Source organism: Alistipes sp. AM16-43 (genome assembly GCF_003435745.1).
Classification (GTDB): Bacteria; Bacteroidota; Bacteroidia; order Bacteroidales; family Rikenellaceae; genus Alistipes; species Alistipes onderdonkii.
On sequence record NZ_QTUQ01000001.1, the window covers coordinates 647468 to 671357 of the forward strand.

Here is a 23890-nt window from a genome sequence, read left to right on the forward strand (position 1 = left end):
ACAGAATAAACTATGCGAAAGCTTTTTGCATTTATATCGGTTCTCTTCGTCCTGCCCCTCTCGGCGCAGGATGCCGGGGCTGTGCGGCAGTTGCAGAAGCTGACGCAGGTTTACCGTTACCTGGACGGGTTGTACGTTGACGAGGTGGACATGCAGCCGCTGGTCGAGAGTGCCATTAGCGGGATGCTCGAAGAGCTCGACCCCCATTCGGCCTATATCGGGGCCGACGAGATGAAAGGCGTGCAGGAGAGCTTCGAAGGGGAGTTCAGCGGCATCGGCGTCGAATTCAACATCCTGCGCGACACGGTCATCGTGGTCAATACGATCGTCGGGGGCCCGGCCGAGCGCGTCGGGGTGCAGCCCAACGACCGTATCGTGCGCATAGACACGCTGGATGCCGTGGGTTTCAAGCAGACGGACGTCCCCAAGTACCTGCGCGGAAAGACCGGCACGAAGGTCGAGATCGACGTCGTGCGCCAGGGTGAACCGGAACCGCTCCACTTCGTGATCGTGCGGGACAAGATTCCGCTCAACACCGTGGATGCCGCCTACATGGCTGCCGACGGCGTGGGATACATCAAGGTCAACCGCTTCGGCCGCACGACGATGCCCGAGTTCCGCGAGGCGTACCGCAAGCTCGGGAAACCCGGGGCGCTGATCCTCGACCTGCGCGGGAACGGCGGCGGGCTGCTCGACCAGGCGGTCGAGATGGCCGGTTTCTTCCTGCCGCGCGGTGCCCTGATCGTCTCGACCGAGGGGCGTGCCGTGCCGCCCATGTCGTTCAGCGCGCCGGTCAACGGCGACGACCTCGAGGGAAGGCTGGTGGTGCTGATCGACGAAAATTCGGCTTCGGCGAGCGAGATCGTCGCCGGTGCCGTGCAGGATTGGGATCGGGGCATCGTCGTCGGCCGCCCGAGTTTCGGCAAGGGGCTGGTGCAGCGCCAGATCGGGCTGGGGGACGGCTCGGCCGTGCGCATCACCGTAGCCCGTTACCACACCCCTTCGGGGCGCGTCATCCAGCGGCCCTACGAGAAGGGCAAGCGCCGCGAATACTACCTCGACCACCTGCGCCGCTATGACGACCCGGTGCGCGATTCGCTCGATGCCGGGGCGCCGGAGTACCGCACCCTGCGTACGGGGCGTACGGTCTACGGCGGGGGCGGCATCCGTCCCGACATCCTGGTCGAGGCCGATACGGCCGGATTCTCGGCTTACTATGCCAACCTGATCCGCCGTGGCGTGGTCAACGAATACGTCATTTCCTATATGGACAGGGAACGGGCCGCACTGGAAAAGGCCTACCCCACGTTCGAGGCCTTCGACAAGGAGTTCGAAGCCGGCGACGCGATGCTCGATGGGCTTACCGGGCTGGGCGGACAGCGCGGCGTGGAGTTCGACGGGGAGGGTTTCGCAGCCTCGGCGCCGCTGATGCGCGTACAGCTCAAGGCGCTCGTGGCGCAGCGGCTTTTCGACACGGCGGCGTTCTACCGGGTGATGAACCCGGCGCAGAACGAGGCCTACCGCCGCGCCTTGGAGATACTCGCCGATTGGGAGCACACTGGGGAATCCCTACTGGCGCCGTAAGATTAGGCAGGTTTTTTTTGGATTGCACGTTTATTTTGCTTATATTCGTTCAACCGAAAATAACCCAAACCTACTGCCCCATGACCCCTCACCAACCATCCCGCCGGGATGCGGAAGAATATGGAGACCAGATTCTTTCCAAAGCCGTGAAAGCCGGCCGCCGCACTTATTTCTTCGATGTGCGTGCCACGCGCGGCGACGACTATTTCCTGACGATCACCGAGAGCCGCAAGATGCAGAACCCCGACGGGAGTTTCTCGTACGACCGGCACAAGATCTTCCTCTACAAGGAGGATTTCGCCAAATTCTCCGAAGGGCTGTCCGAGGCCGTCGATTTCATCCGCCGCAGCAAGCCCGAATTTTTCGAGCGCAAGCCCGAACCCGCGGAAGGATGACGGCCGACGGCGGAATCCCCCGGCAGAAAACAGGTGCACGATTATGGAATTTCCCCTAATCGTGCACCTTCGTTTAGCAGATTCCCGCAATTTCGCTATATTTGTGGGCTAAATACCGATGATATGAAATTTACACAATATCTGCTGCTTGCAGCGAAGGGCTGCGCCATGGGCATGGCCGATGTGGTTCCCGGTGTATCGGGAGGAACGATCGCCTTTATTTCGGGCATCTACGAGGAGTTGATCGAGTCGATCAAGAGCGTGAACGGCACCGCCCTGCGGCTGCTCGGCACGTTGCGTCTGAAGGAGTTCTGGCGCCACGTCAACGGCCGTTTCCTGTTGCCCGTGCTGATCGGGATCGGGATTGCCATCTTCTCGCTGGCGCGGCTGATGACTTACCTGCTCACGCACCATCCGATCGCCATCTGGTCGTTCTTCTTCGGGCTGATCGTCGCCTCGGCGCTGCTCGTGGCCAGGCAGATCGGGCACTGGAACGTCCGGACTGTCGCCGCATGCCTGGTCGGCGCGGCCGCCGCATGGTGGATCACCATCGCCACGCCGACCGAGACCCCCGACACGTGGTGGTTCATCATGCTGTCGGGCGCCATCGCCATCTGTGCCATGATCCTGCCCGGCATTTCGGGCGCCTTCATCCTGCTCCTGCTGGGCAAGTACCAGTTCATCATGCAGGCCGTGGGCGACCTGAATATCCCGGTCATCGTGATCTTCGTCGTGGGCGCCGTGGCGGGCATCATCAGCTTTTCGCACCTGCTGTCGTGGCTGCTCAAGCACTGGCACGATGTGACGGTGGCTGTGCTGATGGGTTTCATGGTCGGCTCGCTCAACAAGGTGTGGCCGTGGAAAGAGGTCGTAGAAACCTACACCGACAGCCACGGCAAGATCATGCCGCTCGTCGAAAGCAACGTCGCGCCCGGCCGTTTCGAGGCCCTCACGCAGCAGGATGCACTGCTCGCGGAGGCCATCGTACTCTGCATCGTGGGATTCCTGGCGATTTACTGCATCGAACTCGCGGCGCGCATCGTCGTAAAAAAACGGGAGGAATAGCCATGCGGCGTTTCGGACTTATCGGCCGGCCGCTGGGGCACTCCGCCTCGGCAGCCTATTTCGCGGCGAAATTCGAACGCGAGGGGATTGCCGACTGCACCTATTCCCTCTACGAACTGCCCGAAATCGGGGCGCTGGAGCGCCTGCTGGCGGAGACTCCCGACCTGTGCGGCTTCAACGTCACGATCCCCTACAAACGCGAGGTCATGGCGCTGCTCGACGACCTGTCGTACGATGCGCGGCTGGTCGGCGCCGTGAACTGCGTGCGCCGTACGGCGGGCGGACGCCTCGTGGGACACAATACCGATGTCATCGGCCTGCGGGCCGCCTTCGACTGCCTGCTCGGGGGCGAACAGCCCTCGCATGCCCTCGTACTGGGTACGGGCGGGGCATCGCAGGCCGTGCAATATGTGCTCGCCGAGCGGGGCATCCCGTTCGACCTCGTGTCACGCGACGCCGCAAAGGGCAACTACACCTACGACAACCTGCCGTGCGAGGCCGTGGAGCAGAGCCGCCTCATAGTCAACGCATCGCCCGTGGGAACCTACCCCGCCGTCGATGCCGCGCCGCGAATCCCCTACGGCTACCTTACGCCCGGGCACTACCTGCTCGACCTGGTATACAACCCGCCCCTGACCCGGTTCCTCGACCTGGGGCGCCAGCGCGGGGCGCGCATACTCAACGGCGAGGTGATGTTCCGCCGGCAGGCCGAGGCTTCGTGGCGGATATGGAACGAATAAACCTTAAAACGAAGGGCATATGAAACGTACAGCGATCTTATTGGCGGCACTGGCCCTGTGGTGCGGTGCCGCGGCGCAGCAGACCCAGCCGCCCCGTTTCCAGGGCGCCGATGCCAAACGCTTCATGGCAAGGCTGATGGGCGAAGCGGAGAAATTGGCGATAGAGAAGCAAATCCCGGCGTCGGAGCTTTCGCCGCAGGTCGTGGTCGCCTTTACGGTGGACACGGCGGGACGGGTGGACGGGTGGCGTTTCCTGGACAATACCTGTCAGGGGCGCGACAAATGCGATGCCGAGCCCGCGACGGAGCGTACGAAGCAGCTCGTGACCGAAGCGCTGGGGCACCTCGAAGCGTGGACGCCGGCCCGGAAGGACGGTCTGCCCGTAAGTTATACCTGGCGGCTGACGATGCGCCTTCCTGTGGAGAAGATCGCCAAGCGGCAGGAGGCCGACCCGTTGCTGTTCATGGGCGGCGACCCCGACGAGACCTTCCATGCGTGGGCGCGGGTGCGGCTGCGTTACGACGAGCGGTTCGCCGCGCGCGGCGTGGCCGGGCTGGTGCATGTGCGTTTCTACATCGAACCGGACGGGAAGGTCACGATCGGCGAGGTGCTCTCGTCGCCCGACGAAAAACTCGCCAGGGAGGTTATCCGCGTCATCCGGGCCAGCAAAGGCCATTGGGTGCCCCGCCGCGTGCGCGGCGTGCCGCAGCGGACGGCCTACGAATACCGGATCAACTTCACCTGACCCGTGCGGCACCGGACTGCGTGCTGCGTAAAATCGAAAAGGGTGTACGTGCAACCTGCACGTACACCCTTTTCGATGCATGGCCTTCCCGGACGCGATGCCGGTACGCGCCGTTCCGAACAGCCCTCCGCTGCCGCCGGCAGCCTGCCTGGCGCAGGACGGGCGGCGCCGTTTTTATCTGTGTTGCAGCATCGCCCTGGCCTTTTCGACGTCCTCGGGACGCACGACGACCTGTGCGGGCATGGTGCCTATGGGGTAAATGGCCGACATATATTCGTTGCGGATCATCGACCAGATCCCTGCGCTGTCGAGCATGGATTTCGCGATCTCGGCTTCTGTGATGGTGTTGTATTCCGCCAATACAACCATGGTTTCGTCTTGCATAATCTCTCGGTTTTTGTTGGATACCTAAAGTTAGGAATTTTGTTGATAAAATGCAAGAGCCCTGCCATGAATTCTGCGGAAATATCCCTATCTTTGTTGTGCGATAAATTTGAAGAGTTACGACCATGCCTGAATTCGTCCATCTGCACGTACATACCCAATATTCGATCCTCGACGGCGCCGCGGCCATCAAGCCGCTCATCAAACGCGCCAAAGCGTTGGGGATGAATGCTATCGCCATCACCGACCACGGCAATATGTACGGTGTCAAGAATTTCCACGACACCGCTACGGACGCCGGGGTGAAGCCGATCCTCGGCTGTGAGGTCTACGTGGTGAAAAACCGTTTCGAGAAGGACAAGGACGAGAAGGCCGGCGACCACCTGATCCTGCTGGCCAAGAACCTCGAAGGCTACCACAACCTCTGCAAGATGGTCTCCTACTCGTTTACCGAGGGGTTTTATTACAAGCCGCGCATCGACAAGCAACTGCTCGAACAGTACCACGAAGGGCTGATCTGCTGCTCGGCATGTCTGGGCGGCGAGGTGCCCCAGGCCATCATGCACAACGACATGGAGGAGGCCGAGCGCGTGGTGCAGTGGTTCAAGGGGGTCTTCGGCGACGACTATTATCTCGAATTGCAGCTGCATCCCTCGGGCGACCCGCAGAAGGATGCGGATGTCTACGAGAACCAGCTGCGGGTGAACAAGGCGCTGCTGGAGCTGGCCGCCAAGTTCGGCGTGAAGTACATCTGTTCCAACGACGTGCACTTCATCCTCGCGGAGGATGCCGTGGCGCACGATCACCTGATATGCCTCAATACGGGGCGCGACCTGGACGACCCGAACCGTATGCGTTACACGTTCCAGGAGTACCTCAAATCACCCGAGGAGATGGCCGCGCTGTTCCCCGACCACCCCGAGGCACTGGCCACGACGCTCGAGATCGCCGCCAAATGCGAGGATTACAAGCTCACGCACGCCCCCCTGATGCCGAACTTCCCGCCGCCGGAGGATTTCAAGATCGACCTCGCGGAGCTCCGCGAATCCTTCGTCAAGAAGATCGAGGACGCGGAGTTGCTGGCCAGGATCAGCGCCTGTGCGTCGGTCGAAGAGCTGGAGCGGCTCGTCGCCCATGACAAGGAGCTGTCGGACAGGCTGATGGTCGCCAAGCAATATTGCTACCTCGTAGACCTCACCTACAAGGGCGCGCACCGTCGTTACGGCGAGGTGCTGGACGAGAAGGTCGAGCAACGGCTCAAATACGAGCTGGATACGATCGAGTGGATGGGTTTCCCGGGCTACTTCCTGATCGTGTGGGACTACATCCGCGCCGCCCGCGAAATGGGGGTCTCGGTGGGCCCCGGCCGTGGTTCGGCCGCGGGTTCGGTGGTCGCCTACTGCCTGAAGATCACCAATATCGACCCGCTGAAATACGACCTGCTGTTCGAGCGTTTCCTCAACCCCGAGCGTATCTCGCTGCCCGATGTCGACGTCGACTTCGATGAGGACGGCCGCGCCGACGTGCTGCGCTACTGCGTGCAGAAATACGGCCAAAAGCGCGTTGCCCAGATCGTGACGTTCGGCACCATGGCGCCCAAGATGGCCATCAAGGACGTTGCCCGCGTGCAGAAGCTCGCCCTCTCGGAGAGCGACCGCCTGTCGAAACTGGTGCCCGACAAGGTTACGCCCGACAAGAAACACGGCGAGACGCCGTTCGATTTCGTATACAAGGAATCCCCCGAACTGGCCGCCGAGCGCGAGTCGCCCAACCAGCTGATACGCAATACGCTCAAATACGCCGAGAAGCTCGAAGGCTCGATCCGCCAGACGGGCGTGCATGCCTGCGGCGTGATTATCGGCCAGGACGATTTGGAGAACTTCGCGCCGATGGCCATTGCCAAGGACGCCGAGCTGAACGTGGTGGAATTCGAGGGCAAGGAGGTCGAGAGCGTCGGCCTGATCAAGATGGACTTCCTGGGGCTGCGTACGCTGTCGATCATCAAGGACGCCGTGGAGAATGTCAAGGCGGTGCACGGCGTGGACGTGGACATCGACGACATCCCGCTGGACGACGCCCCGACATACGAGGTCTTTGCCCGCGGCGATACCACCGGTCTGTTCCAGTTCGAGTCCCCGGGCATGAAGAAGCACCTGCGCAACCTCAAGCCCAACCGTTTCGAAGACCTGATCGCCATGAACGCCCTCTACCGTCCGGGCCCGATGGAGTACATCCCCAATTTCATCGCCCGCAAACACGGGCAGGAGCCGGTGACCTACGAGATCGCCGACATGGAGGAGTACCTGAGCGACACCTACGGCATCACGGTCTACCAGGAGCAGGTCATGTTGCTGTCGCAGAAGCTCGCCGGGTTCACGGGCGGCGAGGCCGATACGCTGCGTAAGGCCATGGGTAAGAAGAAGCGCGACGTGCTGGACAAAATGAAGCCCAAGTTCATCAACGGCTGTAAGGAGCGCGGGCACGACGAGAAGATCTGCGACAAGATCTGGGGCGACTGGGAGGCGTTCGCATCCTATGCCTTCAACAAGTCGCACTCGACCTGCTACGCCTACGTGGCATACCAAACCGGTTACCTGAAGGCGCACTACCCTTCGGAGTTCATGGCGGCGCTGCTGAGCCGAAACCTGGCGGACATCAAGCAGCTGACGCTCTACATGAACGAGTGCAAGCGCATGGGCATCCGGGTGCTGGGGCCCGACATCAACGAGTCGATGCGCACCTTCTCGTCGAACAAGTCGGGCGACGTGCGTTTCGGGCTGGGGGCCGTGAAGGGCGTCGGCGAAGCCGCCGTGGAGAGCATCATCGCCGAACGCAATGCCAACGGCCGCTTCAAGGATATATATGACCTGATGGAACGGGTGAATTTCACGGCCGTGAACCGCAAATGCTTCGAGAACCTGGCCTATGCCGGCGGGTTCGATTCGATATCGGGCTTCCACCGGGGCAAGTTCTTCGGGGCGGATGCACGTGACAATACCGGCATTACCTTCATCGAACAGCTGATGCGTTACGGACAGCGTTTCCAGGCCGAGAAGAACAACGCCCAGCAGAGCCTTTTCGGAGGCGGCGGGCAGGTGGACATCCAGCGCCCCGTGTTGCCGGCGTGCGCCGACTGGACGCAGCTGGAGACCCTTGCAAAGGAGCGCGAGATGATCGGCCTTTACCTGTCGGCACACCCGCTGGACGACTATAAGGTCATCATCAACCACATGTGCAAGACCCAGCTCACGGAGCTGGAGAACCTCGAACCTTTCAAGGGGCAGGAGATCGCCGTGGCGGGCATGGTCGTGAGCGTGCAGAACCTGATGACCAAAACCGGCAAGCCGTGGGGCAAGTTCGTGCTGGAGGATTACAACGGCACGCACGAATTCGCGCTGTTCGGCAAGGACTACGAGAATTTCCGCAAATACCTCTTCTCGGACTATTTCCTCTTTATCCGCGGCCGCGTGCAGCCCAAGCCCTATAACGACAAGGAGCTGGAATTCAAGATCATCTCGATGGTGCAGCTCTCGGAGATGCGCGACACGATGATCAAGGAGCTGCACGTGCAGCTGCCCGTGCAGGAGGTGACACAGGAGCTGATCGGCGACCTGTCGGAACGTGTCCGCGAAGCTCGGGGCGAAACCCTGTTCCGGGTCAATGTCTACGACCGCGACGCGCATGTCTCGCTGAGCCTCTTCTCGAAGAGCTACAAGGTCAGCCTCACGCAGTCGCTGGTAGGATATTTGGAGGACAACGACATAAAGTATTCGATCGCATAAACTATACAAACAATTAAAAACCTTGTAATTATGGCTTTAGCAATCACAAAGGAGAATTTTCAGGAAGTACTTTCGTCAGAGCTGCCCGTCGTCATCGACTTCTGGGCCGAATGGTGCGGTCCCTGCCGCATGGTAGCCCCCATTGTGGACGAGCTCGCCACCGAGTATGAGGGCCGCGTTCTGATCGCCAAGTGCGACGTGGAGGAGAACGATGAGATCACGGCGAAATACGGCGTGCGCAACATCCCCACCATTATCTTCCTCAAGGGCGGGGAACTGGTGGACAAGCAGGTCGGCGCCGCATCGAAGGATGCGCTGGTCGCCAAGATCGAAAAGCTGCTCTAAGATGCTGCGCAGCATAGCGTGGCATGGAATGCGGGCCGTGGAGTTTTCGAAAGGGGACTACGCGGCCCTGCTGGTTCCGGACATGGGCGCCAACCTCGTGCGGCTGGCGGACACGCGGCGCGGTATCGAAATCCTGCGTGCACCCGCCGGGGATGAGGTCGAAGAGTTCCGGCGGCGCCCGCATGTGTTCGGACTGCCGATCCTCTTCCCGCCCAACCGCATTGCAGACGGGCAATACACGTTCGACGGGCGCACCTACCGCTTCCCGATCACCGACGCGAAAGGAGGCCACTATCACCACGGCATTCTCAAGAGCCAGCCTTTCGCCGTGTCGAAGGCGTGGGAAACCGCGGACGAGGTGCTGGTCGAATGCCGCTACTATTCGAATGCGGGGAACGATGCGATATTCCGCGATTTCCCGCACGAGTTCAAGTGCAAGATCGTATACCGCCTCACGGCCCGGGGGCTGGAACAGGAGGTGATGTTCGCCAACCGCAGCGCGGAGCCGATGCCCGTCGGCGTGGGGTTTCATACGCCGATGCGGATCCCTTTCGCCGGAGGGGCGGCAGGCGATTACGTGATGCGTGCGGCGGTTGGAGAACAGGTTGAGCTGAGCGGACGTAACATCCCGACCGGCCGCAAGTTGCCGTTGTCGGAGAAATTTGCCCGGCTGCGCGGCGCAGGGTTGCAGGTAACGGACTGCGACCCGATCGAGGCGGCTTTCACGGTGCGCGAGATCGAGGTGGACGGCAAGCCGTTCCGCGGCGCGTTGGTCGAGAACCTGCGCACGGGCGTCCGTACCTGCTACGAAGTGGACGGGCAGACGACCTGCTGGACGATCTGGAACAACGGCGGCAAGGTTCCCTACTGCTGCCCCGAGCCGCAGTCGTGGACGACCAACGCCCCGAACATGCCCGACCCCGAAGCCGAAGGTTTCCGGTCGATCGCCCCGGGCGGCACGTGGAGCATGAAATTCCGGTTGTACGCACAATAACCCCTGTGGGTGAAGCGTTTGGCAAATGGATGGACAGCATGGAAGTGCCTCCTGTTGCGGGGCGCTTTTTTGTTTTCCTGTGCTTATGGCAAACCCTAACCTACTTTGGTATGAAAAAGACAGTATTATGCGGTTCTTTCGCCCTGTTGTGTATGCTGAACAGCATTGCGGCATACGCGAATTCCGGTTCCGGAAAACACCCCTCGGACAGCCTTTTGCAAGTACGGAATAACAGCCAGGACAGCTTGTTGCTGGTACGGAAAAGCCGCGAAGCAAGGGTCGACGGGAAAATCAGCATTTTTGATGTGAAAACACCTGCCTGCGAGGTGGAAAAATGCCTCCACATTCCGGCCTGGCACCCTGCTGCCGGGGACTCGATCCCCGCCCCGTTGTATGAGGAGATTGCGGAACGGAACCGGCTTTTGGGCAAGGATTCGCTGACGAGTGCCGAATTGTTCCGGGTATTGCGTCCAGGTCTGATATGGTTGCAGTATCTCGATCCGCATCTGCGCGTCGATCCCCAGCCCGTTTTCCCGGTACGATCCGCAAAGGTGCGCAAGCAGGCGGGCAATATTCCCACCCCGGGGTTCCTATTGCTCGATGTCAACGACACGCTCGTCGTGAGCCGTTCGGTCGACCCGGTGTTCGAACGCGGCGACCGGATACTTGCGATCAACGACGTTCCTGTTTCGGAATATTTGCAGTACTGCTATGACGACCGGTATATATACCCGTTCATATTATTGAAAAACTACCACTACGCGCTCGTCACCGCTGCCGATTATAAAGTCAGGCTGGAACGCAACGGGCAGGTGCAGGAGGTGACGACCCCGGGGATGCCGTGGTCGGAGGTGTACTTGGGGCTGCTCCGGCAACAGGAATTCAGGACGTGCATATTTGAGGAGGCGAAAGCCGGATACTTTTCGATCACCGAGTTTTACCCGGACAACGGCCTGCTGATAAAAAAATTACGTAAGGCTATCCTGCAAGCCAAAAAACAGGGTTGCGATTCGTTTATCCTCGACCTGCGGGGCAACCCCGGCGGGAGCGGCTCCGCATTCGACGATTTGCTTTCGATCTTCATCGACAAGCCGGCCATTCCGTACCTGAAAAGCCAGAGACTGAAGGTTTCGAAACAAACCCTGCCCGACTACGACTTCCTGACGGACAGTCTGCTCGGGAAACTTATCGACATGCCCGACAAATATATCCATAGGGAAGTTGCACTCAAGAAAAAAATGTATGTTCCCGGTATGCGGTATTATGTGATGATGGACAAAGACACCGGGTCGGTCGCCTCGTCGTTCTGTAATATCATGCAATATAACGGGGCGGCCGAACTCGTCGGCGAGCCGCTCCGCCACAATGCCATGAAGTACGGCGAGGTGACGGAGGGATGGCTTTATCTGACTTGTTTGTTGTGGCCGTCCGTTTCGACCGTGGAGTTCGAGGAATATACTGAGGCGGTCGGCGGGGTGTTGACACCCGACATTGCGATCCCTTATACCGCGGCCGATTACCTGTCGGGCCGCGATGCGGTGCTCGACAAACTACTGGCCGTGATAGAGTCCGGCCGGGCGAATCAATCGAGTCGCATTGCCCGAGCCGGATCCCGGTTCCGGTAATACGGATGCGCCGCAGGTCGGTATGAACCTTGCGGCGCCCGTTTTTCAGGGATTATCGGGGTGTCGGATGCCGGCATGGATGAATTCGGAGCCGATCCGGCTCTTGGGGACGGGGGCTCAGAATCGTTCTTCGACGACCGTCTCCGACAGCGGCTTGCGCAGCAGCTCATGGCGGCCGGGGTCGGCCGGGATGCCGGCGCCGTAGCCCACGAGCAGGATATTCACGGGTTCGACATGCTCCGGCAGGTTGAATTCCGCGCGTACGGCTTCGGGTTTGAACATGCAGATCCACAGCGTGTCGAGCCCCAGCGACGCGGCGCAAAGCATCATGTGGTCGGTGACGATCGAAGCGTCGATGTCGCCGATCACCTTGCCGTCGTATTTCCGCTCCCAGGCCTGGCCGGTATCGGCGCATACGATGATGGCGCAGGGCGCCCCGAAATCGCGCGTGCAGCGTGCCAGGCGTGCCATGCCTTCTTCGGAACGCACGACGATGAGCCGCTGAGGCTGGCGGTTGGCGCCCGTGGGAGCCACGCGGCCGGCTTCGAGGATCGTGTCGAGTTTTGCCTGTTCGACCTTTTGGGCCGTATATTTACGGCAGGCATACCGTTTCTTGGCTAACGAGAGGAAATCCATAGTTGGTCGTGTGTTTGAATTCGCCATACAAATATAAGGCAAAACTCTCGCTGCGGCAACTTTTTTTCGGCATATGCTGTCATGCGCAACTGACAGTTTGGCAGGAATCGGGGGCTGGCACACGGTTTGTTGAAACAAGACAGAGACGAATCGAATCAAAATACAACGATAAAACTATGAAAAACGGAAAAATCGGAGTAACGACGGAGAATATATTCCCCGTAATCAAAAAGTTCCTTTATTCGGATCATGAGATTTTCCTGCGCGAGCTGATCTCCAATGCTGTCGACGCAACCCAGAAACTGAAGACCCTCTCGTCGATCGGCGAAATGAAGGGCGACCTGGGCGACCTGACGATCCGCGTTTCGGCGGACAAGGATGCCAAAACGCTGACCGTAACCGACCGCGGCATCGGCATGACGGCCGAAGAGGTCGACAAATACATCAACCAGATCGCTTTCTCGGGGGCCGAGGAGTTCATGGAGAAGTACAAGAACCAGGCGATCATCGGGCATTTCGGACTGGGTTTCTACTCGTCGTTCATGGTGGCCGACAAGGTGGAGATCATAACGAAATCCTGGAAGGAGGGTGCCAAGACCGTGCGCTGGAGCTGCACCGGGACGCCCGAATTCGAAATGGAGGAGACCGACGAGGCGCATGACCGCGGTACGACCATCGTCCTGCACCTGTCGGAGGATGCGCTCGAATATGCCGAGGATTCGAAAGTCGAGGGACTGCTGCGCAAGTACTGCCGTTTCCTGCCGATCCCGATTGCCTTCGGCAAGGTCAAGGAGTGGAAGGACGGCAAGTACGTCGACACGGACAAGGACAACGTCATCAACAACGTCGATCCGCTGTGGACGCGCAAGCCGGCCGACATTACCGAGGAGCAATACAAGGAATTTTACCACGAGCTCTACCCCATGAGCGACGAACCGCTGTTCTCGATCCACCTGAACATCGACTACCCGTTCCACCTGACGGGCATCCTCTATTTCCCGAAGATACACAACAACTTCGAGATACAGAAGAACAAGATACAGCTCTACTCGAACCAGGTCTACGTCACCGACCAGGTCGAAGGCATCGTGCCCGAATACCTGACGCTGCTGCACGGCGTGATCGACTCGCCGGACATTCCGCTGAACGTGTCGCGAAGCTACCTGCAGAGCGATGCCAACGTGAAGAAGATTTCGAATTACATCACCCGCAAGGTCGCAGACCGGCTGCAGGAGCTGTTCAACACGATGCGCCCGGATTACGAGTCGAAATGGGACGACCTGAAGATTTTTATCCAGTACGGCATCCTCACCGACGAGAAATTCGCCGAGAAGGCGCAGGATTTCATGCTCTGGAAGAACGTCGAGGGCAAGTATTTCACGCCCAAGGAGTACCTCGAAAAGGTAAAGGAGAACCAGACCGACAAGAACAAGACCGTCGTGCTGCTCTATGTGGACGACCCCGTGGAAAAACACACGTTCCTCGAAGCCGCCAGGGGCAAGGGCTACGACGTGCTGCTGATGGACGGCCAGCTGGACAACCACTACGTCAACTGGTACGAGTCGAAAAACAAGGAGACGCGTTTCGTGCGTGTGGACAGCGACGTGATCGACAAGCTCATCCAGAAGGAGGACAACATCAGGATGTCGCTCACCGAAGCGCAGCAGGAGCTGTTGCGCCCGGTATTCGAGAGCCAGATGCCCAAGGACGACAAGATACACTACAACATTTCGTTCGAGGCGATGTCGCCCGACGAGGCGCCCGTGGTGATTACGCAGAACGAATTCATGCGCCGTATGAAGGAGATGGCCGCAGCGGGCGGCGGGGGCATGAGCCAGTTCTACGGGCAGATGCCCGACAACTTCACCATCGCGGTGAACGGCAACCACCCCATCGTCGCGGACATCCTCTCCGATGCCGAGAAGGCCTATGGCGACAAGCTGAAGTCCATTACCAAGAAGATCGACGCGGCCGTGGCCGAGGAGAACCGCTTCGAGGAGGTTACCAAGGGCAAGAAGGAGGAAGAGCTTACCGCAGAGGAAAAGGCCATGCGCGAGGAGTTGTCGAAGAAGGTCGTCACGCTGCGCGATGAGCGCAACGAGCGGCTGCGCGAGATCGGCGGTGAAAACAAGCTCGTGAAGCAGATCATCGACCTGGCGTTGCTCACGAACGGCATGCTCAAGGGCAAGAGCCTGACGGATTTCATCCAGCGCTCGATTTCGCTGATCGAAAAGTAACGGGCAGGGGTTAATGAGGAGGGGCTGCGCCGCAGGGTGCAGCCCCCTTTTATTTGCCGGCGGGCCGTAAAATACTTGTGCGGAAATAGTTGCGCAAAGGAATAAAAGGTTATATTTGTCATAACCTAAAACCCTGAGTTATGAGAAAACTGCTAACCTCCGGTGCGGTGGCGGTCGGGATGCTCCTTGCGTCATGCACCCCGGCGAACCGTGTCGTCGAGAACCCCCTGATCGGGGCTGCCAACACCATGACGCTCGACTTTCCGAAAATAGAACTGAGCGACACGGCGACCGTGTTGCATGTCGATGCCTATTTCCGGCCGCACAACTGGATCCGCATCGACGCGGGTAGCTACCTGCTGGCCGACGGGCAGAAATACATGTTGCAGGGCAGCGAGGGTATCCTCCCCGATTCGCTCTTCTGGATGCCCGACTCGGGCGAAGCGTCGTTCGTGCTGAAATTCGGGCCGCTGCCGCGGGGAACCAAATCGTTCGATTTCATCGAATCGGACTGCGACGACTGCTTCAAACTCTACGGGGTCGACCTGACGGGTAAGAAGGAGTATCCGCGTTATCCCGAGGGGTTACCCCGCGAACTGCGGAAGGCCCCCGAAGACGGCCCCGTTCCCGAACCGATTCTCGCGGTGGGGACGACCACCGTGAACGTCCGCCTGCTGGGGTACCGCAGGGGAATGGCGAAGGAGGTCGCCATGTATGTCAATTCGCTGCTGAACGGGCAGGAAGAGCATACGGCGGCCATCGACCCCGAAAGCGGCATGGCAACCCTGCAATTCGAACAGTACGGCACGGCCATGGCCTATGTTTCGTGCGGCCCGGTATTCGGGATGTGCTGGATTGCCCCCGGTGAAACGCTGGACATGTATGTCGATATGGGGGCAGGCGGCCGGGCCGTCGTGCAGCGCCGCGACAAGGAGCGCGAGCCTGCGCCCGGGCGCAGGCTCTATACGACCGGGGCGTATGCGGATCTCAATGCGCTGGTGGATGCGAGCGGCGGCAGCAGTATCCGCATGAACCTCTATTCGGGCGATTTCGCGGATTACCGCATGAGTGCCGACGAGTATACGCAGATGGTCGTGTCGAAATACGAAAGCCTGGCGGACAGCATCGCGCGCAGCCCGGTGTTCGGGATGATGAAGGAATTGTCCCTGCTCACGTTGCAGCAGGAGGCGCTCGGGGCCATGTCCAACGGGCCCGGACTGTTGGAACACAATTACCGGAGCCGGCACGAGGATTGGGATTACGGCAAGAAGGCCGACTACGAATTCGCCGTTTTCGCACCGGAGCATTATGCGGTGCTGGCCGGGCTTTTCGACCTGAATAACCCGAAACTGCTGATGGGCATGTCCTCCTCGGACTATTGCTACTCCATCATCGCCCCACATATCGGCTGGGCGAATATCGCGCACGCTACCGAGGGCATCCTGGCCGACCTTCCCAAGGTATATCAGCTTCCGTCCAAGGCCGAGAACAACGCCCTTACGCAGGAAGACCTCGACCTGTTGCATTCGCTCAAGGAGCCGTTCTACGCCGAGGCCTGCGAGGCGATGCAGGCGCGTGTACGCAAGGAGCTGGAGTCGGTGAAGGACGTCCGTATCGAAACGACGCCCGAGGTTGCCGTCGACAAGCTGTTCGATGCGATTGTAGCGCCCTACAAGGGCAAGGTGGTGTTCGTCGATTTCTGGAACACGTGGTGCGGCCCCTGCCGGGCTTCGATCAAAGCGAACGAGCCGCTCAAGAGCGGGGAACTGAAGAGCGACGACCTGGTGTGGATATACATCGCCAACGAGACCTCGCCGCTGGTCGCCTACAAGACCAGTATCGCCAAGATCGCGGGCAAGCATTACCGGCTCGACGACACACAGTGGAAATACCTTTGCGAGAAATTCCGGATCGACGGCATTCCGTCCTACGTGCTGGTCGACCGCGACGGCAGCTATGAGCTGCGTAACGACTTCCGCGACCACGACCTGATGAAAAAGACGCTCAAGGGGATGCTCGAATGATTTGCGGGAGCCGGTCGGCCGTCGGGATCAGTTTTTCCTGCCACGAGTCGGCCCCGCTCCCCGGAAAGCCGGAATTCCGGATCGACGCTTCCGGATCGACGAAAATGCAGAAGGCCGTTCGCAGAACCGGCCTTCTGTATTTTCCGGGTGGCAGCCCGGTTTCACAGGCTCCGCCATCGGGCTGCGTCCGCTTCGGCGGGATGGAACCCGGCCCTTTGCAGGACGCGATGCGAGGCGCGGTTATCCGGTTCGGTCTCGGCAGTGATGTGCCGGACACCGGGCTGTTGCTTCGCCCAGGCGCACAATGCCCGGACGGTTTCGGTCATGTAACCCTGTTTTTCAAAGGCCTTTTCCAGTCCGTAGCCGATCTCTACCTTTCCGTTGGCATCCGCCGTCCCTTTGAAGCAGGCCGATCCGGCACCGCCGTCCCGTATGACCAGGAACCAGAAGGTGTGGAAGAGGTGATTGCCGGGGTCGGCGGCGGCAAGTGCATGCTGCACGCTGCACGCGACGATCCGGCGGAAGTCGCCGCGCGGGCTTCCGGCTGTGCAGCGGCAATCCAGCTCATTTTCCAGTGCCGGAATGTCATGCAGCCAGAGCCACAGCTGCCGGGGTGTCAGCGGAACGATCCGGAGCCTTTCCGTCGTGAGAAGCATCGGAGTGCCGCGGCGGCCTCTACTCTTCCGTCCATTTGTCGGCGACCAGTTTCAGGAACCAGTCGGGGACGCGGCACGGGCGGCGCGTGTCGCTGTGGATGAAGCCCAGTTGCGTCATGCCCGTGTTGAGCAGCTCGCCCTTCTCGTTGTAGATTTCGTAGAAAAAGTTGATGCGCGCCGTGGGCAGTTCGCGGAGCATGATGCGCACGGTGAGCAGCTCGTCGTAGTAAGCCGGGCGGTGGTATTTGGACTGCACCTCGAGGATGGGCATCATGATGCCCCGCTTCTCGACTTCGGCAAAGGACATGCCCAGATAGCGGAGCAGTTCGCTGCGCGCGGCTTCGTAGTAACAGATGTAGTTCGAATGGTGGCAGATGGCCATCTGGTCGGTGTGCTTGTACCACACGCGGATTTGGCAATCGTAACTCAGCATGGTGCTTAAAAGGTTAGGACGGCACGCCCGTCGGGGCAGCCGTCGCGGATTATCAGGTTTTGCGATGCGTCGACAGTCAGCCTTGCAGGCCGGCCGCCGATGCGGACTTGGTACGACCCTGCGGGCGGCAGGAGCTTGAGGGGGTCGTCGGTGCCGATGCGGCCGGCCGCCGCCGTCCCGATGATGAGGTAGGGATGTGACAACAGACGGGCGGCACGGGCCATGTCGCCCTGCGCTACCAGGCGGCGGATGACGGTGGAGCTGACCTTTTCGGCGTCCACGTCGCATTCGCCGACCTCGACGACCTCCAGCCCGAAGCCGTGGCTGCCCAGATAGTCGTAACTACCCTGCTTGTCGCGCCCGAAGCGATGGTTGAAGCCCACGACCAGCGTTTCGGCGCCGATGCGCCCCACGAGGTAGTCGCGGATGAACGTGTCGGGCGCGAGGGTGCTGAATGCCTTGTCAAACGGGATGACGATCAGGTTGTCGATGCCCTGCTGTCCGAGCAGGTAAATCTTCTCTTCGAGCGAGGTCAGCAGCCGCAGGCCGTCGGCCCGACCGAGCGTCACGCGGGGATGGGGTTCGAACGTGAGTACGACGCTCTCGCCGCCCTGTGCGCGGGCCCTCCCGGCAACGGTGCGCAGCAGGGCCAGGTGCCCGCTGTGCACACCGTCGTACGATCCGACGGTCACCGTCGGACGGACGAAATGCGGGAGTGCATCGAACCCGTAAAAAACCCGCATGTCCGGCCGGTGTTCCGCAAGGTCGCCGTGTATGTCGAGGCTGCCTGTTTCTCCGCCCTCCGCTGCGTCTTTTCCTTCGCGTCGCATCATGCGTTGCTGCTGTTGCTTTCTTCGTTTTCCTTGACGAAATAGGCCACCTTTTCGAGCAGCGTGGTGATGTCGTAGTTCTCGACGACGATGCCCTGCGGGAAATTCAGCGGCGTGGAAGTGAAATTGAGCACGCCCTTGATACCGGCGTTGATGATCGGCACCACGAGCCCCGGGGCGACCTTCGTCGGCGAAGAGACGATGACGATGCTGATGTCCTGGTTTTCGACCATGTCTTCGAAGGTGTCCATGTGGTAGCACGGGATGCCGTCGATGGTCTTGCCGACCTTCTCAGGGTCGACGTCGAAGGCGGCCGTGATTCTCAGCTTGAGCCCCTTGCCGTTGAAATATTTGGTGATGGCCTGTCCCAGGTGTCCCATGCCCAGCACGGCGATGTTCATCTGCGAGGGGCTGTCGAGTATCTTGCTGATGTACTCGATGAGCACCTGTACGTCGTATCCCTTTTTCGTATCGCTCGAAAAGCCGATGAGCATCAGGTCGCGGCGCACCTGCACGGCCGTGATGCCGTGGATGCCCGCCAATACGTGCGAGAAAATATGCGTAATGCCCTGCTTGTGGCTGGCCAGGAGCGTACGGCGGTATTCGCTCAGCCGCTCGATGGTTTTTTCGGGGATCGTATTGGTCAATGCTGCCATAGGGGTCGCTTTATTCGATGGTGATCGTAAAGTCGCTGTTGTAGTTCACCCGCGTCCAGTTGCGGTTGACGTGGTTGTCGCGCTGCTCGCCCTGGCCGAAGAGATAGGTGGTTTGCAGCGGCGTATAGCTGCGCCCTTCCAGGTCGTATTCGATGTCGTTGTACATCGCGGGGCAGAAGATCAGGGCGGCGTCGTAACCGCGGTAGGAGTAGAGCGACGGCAATGCGCCGAAGGCGCGGATATAGGCCCGGTCGAAATCGAGGATCGCCTGCGAGTCGCGCTTGGCGTGGTAGGTGGAGATGAACACGACGCGGTCTTTGAAGAACACCGTGCGGTCGAGGTTGCCGTAGCGATTCCAGCGGGTGTTGCCCAGCACGACGAAGCGCGGAGTCGTGCGCCCGCGGCTCGTGATGCTCGTATCGGCCGAGGCGATGGCCGCGAGGATGCGCTCGACCTCGACTTCGTCGTCGGTCATGACGACGAAAACATTGTCCTGACCGTTATCCAGCAGCGGCGTCAGGTCGCCCGGATTGTTGGCGGAACGGTTCGACGGGTGCACATAAGTATAGGTGTACTTCCGGTAGTCGGAATCGCCCAGCAGGGCGAGGATCTCGGATTCGAAATCCTTGTCCGTGCTGTCGCTGTAAATCAGCGTCACCTGTTTGTCCCCGTTCACCAGGTCGGCGACCTTGTCCCATTTGTGCGACGGGTCGGGTGCCATCTGGAACAGGGCGTCGCTGTTCATCCCCGTGATGCTGGCCAGCGGCGAGACGACGGGGACGTCGTGCTCCTCGGCATAGAGGATGACGGGATGGAGCCCCTCCTCGTATACGGGGCCGACGATCAGCCCGGTGCCGGCGAAGGCGTCGCTTTTGACGATTTCGCGGATCGCATCCACATTGCGGGCCGTGTTGTAAAGCGTGAGGTCTATCGAGTTGCCGTATTTCGTCCGCACGCTGTCCAGCCCCAGCAGGAAGCCCTGGTAGAATTCGAGGTAGTTGCCGTTGGGCTCGTTGCCGACGGCCATCGGCAGCATCAGCGCCACCTTGAGCGGTGCGCTGCGGCGCAGGGCGCGGAATTCGACCTGCTTCGGCCTGCTGCCGGCAAAGATTCCCGGGAGCGAGTCCTGCACTTGCAGACTGTCGGTCTGCGGGCCGTTTTCGGCGGCTGCGAGCTGTTCCGCAGACCCCGGCACCTTGATGATCGCCCCGGCTTTCAGGTCGGCGGGTTTCAGCCCTCCGTTGAGCGTCCCGAGCCGCTCCTCGGTGATGCCGAAGCGGCGCGAAAGCGAATAGAAGGTTTCGCCCGGCTTCACGATGTGGTAGGCGAAGCCCTCCTCGGCCACGCTGTTGAGCGAATTGCGGTAAGCCTCCCACTGCTCCTTCGTGCCGGCCTCGTCTTCGGAGCCGATCTCCTTCTTGCGGATCAGGATGCGCTCCCCGAGGCGCAGGTGCGCCGGGTCGAGGTTCGGGTTGTCCTCGACGACGGTCTGGATCGGGATCTCGTATTTGCGCGAGATGCCGTAGAGCGTTTCGCCCTGCGTCACGGTATGGATGTCGAAGGTCTTGCGCAGCTTGCGCTCCGACTTAGGCTGGGGGACGTCCGATACGAAGGGGATCTTGATGCTCTCCCCTGCGCGCAACCCCTGCGCTGCCGCGGGGTTATGTTGCAGGATGACCTTCTCCCCCACCTCGTAGGCCTTCGAAAGCCCGTAGAGCGTTTCGCCGGGCTGCACCGTGTGGACGTAGAATTTCGAGCCGTTGATATACACGATCGTCCCGGATTTCTGCACCGCAAGGGCGCACAGGCTCCACAAGAGCAGCAGGGCTGTCGCACAGAATCGCTTCATCGTCATTTCGTTTTTTCGCGCATACGGATCTCCGTGATGACCTTCTTGGTGTAGAGCGGGAAGTCCCCGTTCATCATCCATGCGTAGTAGCTCGGCTCCGCGCGGAAGACCTCGGCGACGGGGCGCCCCTTGTACTTGCCGAACCCAAAGACCTCCTCGCCCTTTTCGTTGAAAAGGATGCGCCCGGCGTAGTCAGCCGCCTCGCCGCGGGTCGAGAACTCGGCCAGTTTGTCGATGTCGTTCTCCAGGTCGGGGTAGCGTTCCAGCTGCGCCATGAGCACTTCGTAGGTCGCCAGCGTATCGGCCTCGGCCGAGTGGGCGTCCTCCAGATCCTTGTCGCAATAGAATTTATAGGCCGCGACCAGCGTGCGCTGTTCCTTCTTGTGGAAGATGTTCTGCACGTCGACGAAACGGCGGCGTTTGAAATCCACGTCGACGCCCGCCCGCAGGAACTCCTCGACCAGCACCGGCAGGTCGAAGCGGTTGGAGTTGAAGCCGCCGAAGTCGCAGCCGCGGATGAACTGTTCGAGCGATTTGGCGACCTGCGCGAAGGTCGGGCAATCCCTGACGTCTTCGTCCGTGATGCCGTGGATGGCCGTGGCTTCGGCCGGGATGTGCATCCCGGGGTTGAGCTTGCGGGTCTTGACGATCTGCTCGCCGTCGGGCATTACCTTGACCATCGAAATCTCGACGATGCGGTCTTTGGCCGTGTCCACGCCGGTGGTTTCGAGGTCGAAGAAGACGATCGGGCGCTTGAGGTTTAACTTCATCTGCCGGACGTTATGCGTTGATCATCATCGGCATGAGCAGCATGAGCGTCGCGCTGGTCTGCTTGTCGTCGTAGACGGGTTTGAATACGCCCGCGCGGGTTGAGTCGGCCAGTTCGACCACCACGGTCGGGGTGTCCATGTTCGAGAGTATCTCGACCAGGAACGTCGATTTGAAACCGATCGAGATCGGCTCGCCGTCGTAGCTGCACGAGATGGTCTCGTTGGCCGAAACCGAGAAGTCGATGTCCTGTGCCGTGAGGTTGATCCGGTTGTCGCCGATGTCCATGCGGATCAGGTTGGTGGTCGGGTTCGAGCAGACGGCCACGCGCTTGATGCCGTTCACCAGCTCGATGCGGTCGACGAGCACTTTGTTGGGGTTGTTGGCCGGGATCACGGCGTTGTAGTTCGGGTAGTTGCCTTCGATCAGGCGGCATACGAGCGTGTGGCTCTTGAGCTTGAACATGGCGTTCTTCGAGTCGAAGCTGACCTCGATGGCGTCGTCCTCCTTCAGGAGCACCGACTTGAGCAGGTTGGCCGGTTTCTTGGGCAGGATGAACGATGCGCCGACCTCGTTTTCGGCCTCGGACTCGTATTTCACGAGTTTGTGTGCATCGGTTCCCACGAACGTCAGTGCCCCGGGTGCGAGGTTGATGTAGATGCCGTTCATCACGGGGCGTAACTCGTCGTCGGCCGTGGCGAAGATGGTCTTGTTGATGCCGTTCACGAGCATGTCCACATCCAGCCGGAGCTCCTTCTTCTCGGCGCTCAGCTGCGGCACGGCGGGATAGCTCACGGCGCTGGCGCCGGGGATCGAGAGCGAACCGCTCTTCCAGTTGATCGTTATCTCCCAGTTCTTGTCGTTGACGTCGATGGTCAGCGGCAGCTCGGAAAACTCCTTCAGCGAGTCGAGCATCAGTTTGGCGGGGGCCGCGATGGTGCCCTCGCTTTCCACGCTGTCGACCGTGATGGAGCCTATGAGCGTCGTTTCGAGGTCGGAAGTGGTGACCTTCAGTTCGTTGCCATTGAGCTCCATGAGGAAGTAATCCAGGATGGGCAGCGTGTTTTTATTGCTGATAACCTTGCCGGTGGTAGCCAGAAGCGAAAGCAGGGCCGAGCTTGATACTGAAAATTTCATACGTTGTTTCCTTTCTTTTATTTTCTGTTATATGGATTGCTTATTTCAATACTGCCAATTTGTCGAGCGCCGTCGAGATCATCTTGCGCACGAAGGGCTTGTAATCGGTGTCGACATTCTGGGCGATACGCTGCGCGATGATCGTGCAGATGGTCGCGGCGCGGTGTCCCATCAGGGCTGCCAGGCCGGCCAGCGCCGAGCCCTCCATCTCGAAATTGGTGATGCGGCGGCCGTGGTAGCCGAACGATTCGATTTTCGCGTTGAGCTCCGCGTCCTGCGGTTCGAGGCGAACCCAGCGGCCCTGCGGCGCATAGAAGCCCGGGGCGGCGATGGTGATGCCCTCGCGCGTCACGTCGCTGAAATGCTCGAAGAGCGTCTTGTCGGCGTCGATGAAATAGGGTTTGGGCAGCAGCTCGTTCCAGCCGACATGCTCCATGAAAGCCTTTTCGATCTCCAGGTCGCAGACCTCGTTGCGGCCCTTGTAGTAGTTGAGCAGGCCGTCGAAGCCTACCGACGTGCGCGAGAAGACGAACTCCCCCACCTTGATGTCGGGCTGGATGGCCCCCGACGTGCCGAGCCTGACCAGTGTGAGTTGCCTTTTTCGGGCCTTCTCCTGCCGGGTGGCGAAATCGACGTTGGCCAGCGCATCGAGCTCCGTGACCGAGATGTCGATGTTGCCGATGCCGATGCCCGTCGAGAGCACCGTCATGCGTTTGCCTTTATAGGTGCCGGTCACCGTTTTGAATTCACGGTTTGCGACTTCGCACTCTTTCGTATCGAAATGTTCCGCCACGAGGGCCACGCGGCCCGGATCCCCGACGAGGATCACCGTATCGGCCAACTGCTCCGGAAGCAGGTGCAGATGGAAAATGGAACCGTCGTCGTTGATAATCAATTCGGAAGCTGGAATCGTTCTCATAATAGTCGTTTTTAAATTTTCATAATTGGCATAAAAGTAATATATTTACCTCGAATATCAAAACTTCGAAGGGAATTTTTCATAAA

The 23890-nt window shown here is 60.1% G+C and carries 21 protein-coding genes; 11 read left to right on the forward strand and 10 right to left on the reverse strand.

Annotation, left to right across the window (positions count from 1 at the left end; translation table 11 throughout):
* Positions 1–12 precede the first annotated feature (12 nt).
* The 5 genes from DW189_RS02685 to DW189_RS02705 all read left to right on the forward strand — a co-directional run bounded on the left by DW189_RS02685 (position 13) and on the right by DW189_RS02705 (position 4529).
* A complete protein-coding gene (locus DW189_RS02685) occupies positions 13–1584 on the forward strand; it encodes a S41 family peptidase (protein WP_117506778.1) in 1572 nt (523 codons plus the stop codon).
* Positions 1585–1664: 80 nt separating this feature from the next.
* Positions 1665–1979 carry a DUF3276 family protein gene (locus DW189_RS02690; protein ID WP_022331681.1) on the forward strand — a complete coding sequence of 105 codons (315 nt, stop codon included), beginning with the start codon at positions 1665–1667 and terminating at the stop codon, positions 1977–1979.
* 123 nt (positions 1980–2102) lie between these two features.
* A complete protein-coding gene (locus DW189_RS02695; RefSeq protein WP_117506779.1) occupies positions 2103–3044 on the forward strand; it encodes a DUF368 domain-containing protein in 942 nt (313 codons plus the stop codon).
* A 2-nt stretch (positions 3045–3046) separates the two neighbouring features.
* On the forward strand, positions 3047–3784 hold the full coding sequence (locus DW189_RS02700; protein WP_117506780.1) for a shikimate dehydrogenase family protein: 738 nt from the start codon (positions 3047–3049) through the stop codon (positions 3782–3784).
* Positions 3785–3803: 19 nt separating this feature from the next.
* Positions 3804–4529: an energy transducer TonB gene (locus DW189_RS02705; RefSeq protein WP_117506781.1), complete on the forward strand. Its 726-nt coding sequence runs from the start codon at positions 3804–3806 to the stop codon at positions 4527–4529.
* A gap of 174 nt (positions 4530–4703) precedes the next feature.
* Here DW189_RS02705 and DW189_RS02710 read toward each other — a convergent pair whose 3' ends face one another.
* Positions 4704–4913 carry a DUF2007 domain-containing protein gene (locus tag DW189_RS02710; RefSeq protein WP_055201900.1) on the reverse strand — a complete coding sequence of 70 codons (210 nt, stop codon included), beginning with the start codon at positions 4911–4913 and terminating at the stop codon, positions 4704–4706.
* Between the two features lie 125 nt (positions 4914–5038).
* Here DW189_RS02710 and dnaE point away from each other — a divergent pair, with 125 nt between their 5' ends.
* The 4 genes from dnaE (at position 5039) to DW189_RS02730 (ending at position 11659) form a co-directional block, all read left to right on the forward strand.
* Positions 5039–8695 carry a DNA polymerase III subunit alpha gene (gene dnaE, locus DW189_RS02715; protein WP_117506782.1) on the forward strand — a complete coding sequence of 1219 codons (3657 nt, stop codon included), beginning with the start codon at positions 5039–5041 and terminating at the stop codon, positions 8693–8695.
* A gap of 30 nt (positions 8696–8725) precedes the next feature.
* Positions 8726–9040 carry a thioredoxin gene (trxA, locus tag DW189_RS02720; RefSeq protein ID WP_018695986.1) on the forward strand — a complete coding sequence of 105 codons (315 nt, stop codon included), beginning with the start codon at positions 8726–8728 and terminating at the stop codon, positions 9038–9040.
* Position 9041: 1 nt separating this feature from the next.
* Positions 9042–10034, forward strand: coding sequence for an aldose 1-epimerase (locus tag DW189_RS02725; protein ID WP_117506783.1), 993 nt, complete (start codon positions 9042–9044; stop codon positions 10032–10034).
* A 305-nt stretch (positions 10035–10339) separates the two neighbouring features.
* Positions 10340–11659: a S41 family peptidase gene (locus tag DW189_RS02730; RefSeq protein WP_162508161.1), complete on the forward strand. Its 1320-nt coding sequence runs from the start codon at positions 10340–10342 to the stop codon at positions 11657–11659.
* A 117-nt stretch (positions 11660–11776) separates the two neighbouring features.
* Here DW189_RS02730 and DW189_RS02735 read toward each other — a convergent pair whose 3' ends face one another.
* Complete coding sequence (locus DW189_RS02735; protein ID WP_018695988.1) at positions 11777–12295, reverse strand: nitroreductase family protein; 519 nt, start codon at positions 12293–12295, stop codon at positions 11777–11779.
* A gap of 176 nt (positions 12296–12471) precedes the next feature.
* Between DW189_RS02735 and htpG the strand changes: the two genes are divergently transcribed.
* The gene (gene htpG / locus DW189_RS02740) at positions 12472–14532 is read left to right on the forward strand and encodes a molecular chaperone HtpG (protein WP_117506785.1); all 2061 of its coding nucleotides are present in this window, start codon (positions 12472–12474) and stop codon (positions 14530–14532) included.
* A gap of 140 nt (positions 14533–14672) precedes the next feature.
* Entirely contained in the window at positions 14673–16556 is a 1884-nt protein-coding gene (locus tag DW189_RS02745; protein ID WP_162851434.1) for a thioredoxin-like domain-containing protein, read from the forward strand.
* A 161-nt stretch (positions 16557–16717) separates the two neighbouring features.
* Here DW189_RS02745 and DW189_RS02750 read toward each other — a convergent pair whose 3' ends face one another.
* The 8 genes from DW189_RS02750 to DW189_RS02785 are packed head-to-tail and all read right to left on the reverse strand — an operon-like array spanning position 16718 to position 23804.
* A complete protein-coding gene (locus DW189_RS02750) occupies positions 16718–17212 on the reverse strand; it encodes a GNAT family N-acetyltransferase (RefSeq protein WP_117506787.1) in 495 nt (164 codons plus the stop codon).
* Between the two features lie 19 nt (positions 17213–17231).
* Positions 17232–17645 carry an acyl-CoA thioesterase gene (locus DW189_RS02755; RefSeq protein ID WP_022332075.1) on the reverse strand — a complete coding sequence of 138 codons (414 nt, stop codon included), beginning with the start codon at positions 17643–17645 and terminating at the stop codon, positions 17232–17234.
* A gap of 5 nt (positions 17646–17650) precedes the next feature.
* The gene (locus DW189_RS02760; protein ID WP_232045574.1) at positions 17651–18478 is read right to left on the reverse strand and encodes an FAD synthetase family protein; all 828 of its coding nucleotides are present in this window, start codon (positions 18476–18478) and stop codon (positions 17651–17653) included.
* On the reverse strand, positions 18475–19131 hold the full coding sequence (locus tag DW189_RS02765; protein ID WP_117506788.1) for a redox-sensing transcriptional repressor Rex: 657 nt from the start codon (positions 19129–19131) through the stop codon (positions 18475–18477). Before DW189_RS02765 ends, DW189_RS02760 begins: the two co-directional genes overlap by 4 nt.
* 10 nt (positions 19132–19141) lie before the next feature.
* Complete coding sequence (locus DW189_RS02770; RefSeq protein ID WP_117506789.1) at positions 19142–20986, reverse strand: LysM peptidoglycan-binding domain-containing protein; 1845 nt, start codon at positions 20984–20986, stop codon at positions 19142–19144.
* Positions 20983–21750, reverse strand: a complete 768-nt coding sequence (locus DW189_RS02775) for a 3'-5' exonuclease (protein ID WP_022333219.1) — start codon at positions 21748–21750, stop codon at positions 20983–20985. The genes DW189_RS02770 and DW189_RS02775 overlap by 4 nt, the downstream gene beginning before the upstream one ends.
* Positions 21751–21760: 10 nt before the next feature.
* On the reverse strand, positions 21761–22885 hold the full coding sequence (gene dnaN, locus DW189_RS02780; protein WP_117506790.1) for a DNA polymerase III subunit beta: 1125 nt from the start codon (positions 22883–22885) through the stop codon (positions 21761–21763).
* A gap of 40 nt (positions 22886–22925) precedes the next feature.
* Positions 22926–23804: a nucleoside phosphorylase gene (locus tag DW189_RS02785; RefSeq protein ID WP_117506791.1), complete on the reverse strand. Its 879-nt coding sequence runs from the start codon at positions 23802–23804 to the stop codon at positions 22926–22928.
* Between the last annotated feature and the right edge of the window lie 86 nt (positions 23805–23890).

What these genes read in the sequence shown, in the direction of transcription:
- DW189_RS02685 (WP_117506778.1), top strand. Translation starts at nt 13, where the DNA reads ATGCGAAAGCTTTTTGCATTTATATCGGTTCTCTTCGTCCTGCCCCTC.
- DW189_RS02690 (WP_022331681.1), top strand. Translation starts at nt 1,665, where the DNA reads ATGACCCCTCACCAACCATCCCGCCGGGATGCGGAAGAATATGGAGAC.
- DW189_RS02695 (WP_117506779.1), top strand. Translation starts at nt 2,103, where the DNA reads ATGAAATTTACACAATATCTGCTGCTTGCAGCGAAGGGCTGCGCCATG.
- DW189_RS02700 (WP_117506780.1), top strand. Translation starts at nt 3,047, where the DNA reads ATGCGGCGTTTCGGACTTATCGGCCGGCCGCTGGGGCACTCCGCCTCG.
- DW189_RS02705 (WP_117506781.1), top strand. Translation starts at nt 3,804, where the DNA reads ATGAAACGTACAGCGATCTTATTGGCGGCACTGGCCCTGTGGTGCGGT.
- DW189_RS02710 (WP_055201900.1), bottom strand. Translation starts at nt 4,913, where the DNA reads ATGCAAGACGAAACCATGGTTGTATTGGCGGAATACAACACCATCACA.
- dnaE (WP_117506782.1), top strand. Translation starts at nt 5,039, where the DNA reads ATGCCTGAATTCGTCCATCTGCACGTACATACCCAATATTCGATCCTC.
- trxA (WP_018695986.1), top strand. Translation starts at nt 8,726, where the DNA reads ATGGCTTTAGCAATCACAAAGGAGAATTTTCAGGAAGTACTTTCGTCA.
- DW189_RS02725 (WP_117506783.1), top strand. Translation starts at nt 9,042, where the DNA reads ATGCTGCGCAGCATAGCGTGGCATGGAATGCGGGCCGTGGAGTTTTCG.
- DW189_RS02735 (WP_018695988.1), bottom strand. Translation starts at nt 12,295, where the DNA reads ATGGATTTCCTCTCGTTAGCCAAGAAACGGTATGCCTGCCGTAAATAT.
- htpG (WP_117506785.1), top strand. Translation starts at nt 12,472, where the DNA reads ATGAAAAACGGAAAAATCGGAGTAACGACGGAGAATATATTCCCCGTA.
- DW189_RS02745 (WP_162851434.1), top strand. Translation starts at nt 14,673, where the DNA reads ATGAGAAAACTGCTAACCTCCGGTGCGGTGGCGGTCGGGATGCTCCTT.
- DW189_RS02750 (WP_117506787.1), bottom strand. Translation starts at nt 17,212, where the DNA reads ATGCTTCTCACGACGGAAAGGCTCCGGATCGTTCCGCTGACACCCCGG.
- DW189_RS02755 (WP_022332075.1), bottom strand. Translation starts at nt 17,645, where the DNA reads ATGCTGAGTTACGATTGCCAAATCCGCGTGTGGTACAAGCACACCGAC.
- DW189_RS02760 (WP_232045574.1), bottom strand. Translation starts at nt 18,478, where the DNA reads ATGATGCGACGCGAAGGAAAAGACGCAGCGGAGGGCGGAGAAACAGGC.
- DW189_RS02765 (WP_117506788.1), bottom strand. Translation starts at nt 19,131, where the DNA reads ATGGCAGCATTGACCAATACGATCCCCGAAAAAACCATCGAGCGGCTG.
- DW189_RS02770 (WP_117506789.1), bottom strand. Translation starts at nt 20,986, where the DNA reads ATGACGATGAAGCGATTCTGTGCGACAGCCCTGCTGCTCTTGTGGAGC.
- DW189_RS02775 (WP_022333219.1), bottom strand. Translation starts at nt 21,750, where the DNA reads ATGAAGTTAAACCTCAAGCGCCCGATCGTCTTCTTCGACCTCGAAACC.
- dnaN (WP_117506790.1), bottom strand. Translation starts at nt 22,885, where the DNA reads ATGAAATTTTCAGTATCAAGCTCGGCCCTGCTTTCGCTTCTGGCTACC.
- DW189_RS02785 (WP_117506791.1), bottom strand. Translation starts at nt 23,804, where the DNA reads ATGAGAACGATTCCAGCTTCCGAATTGATTATCAACGACGACGGTTCC.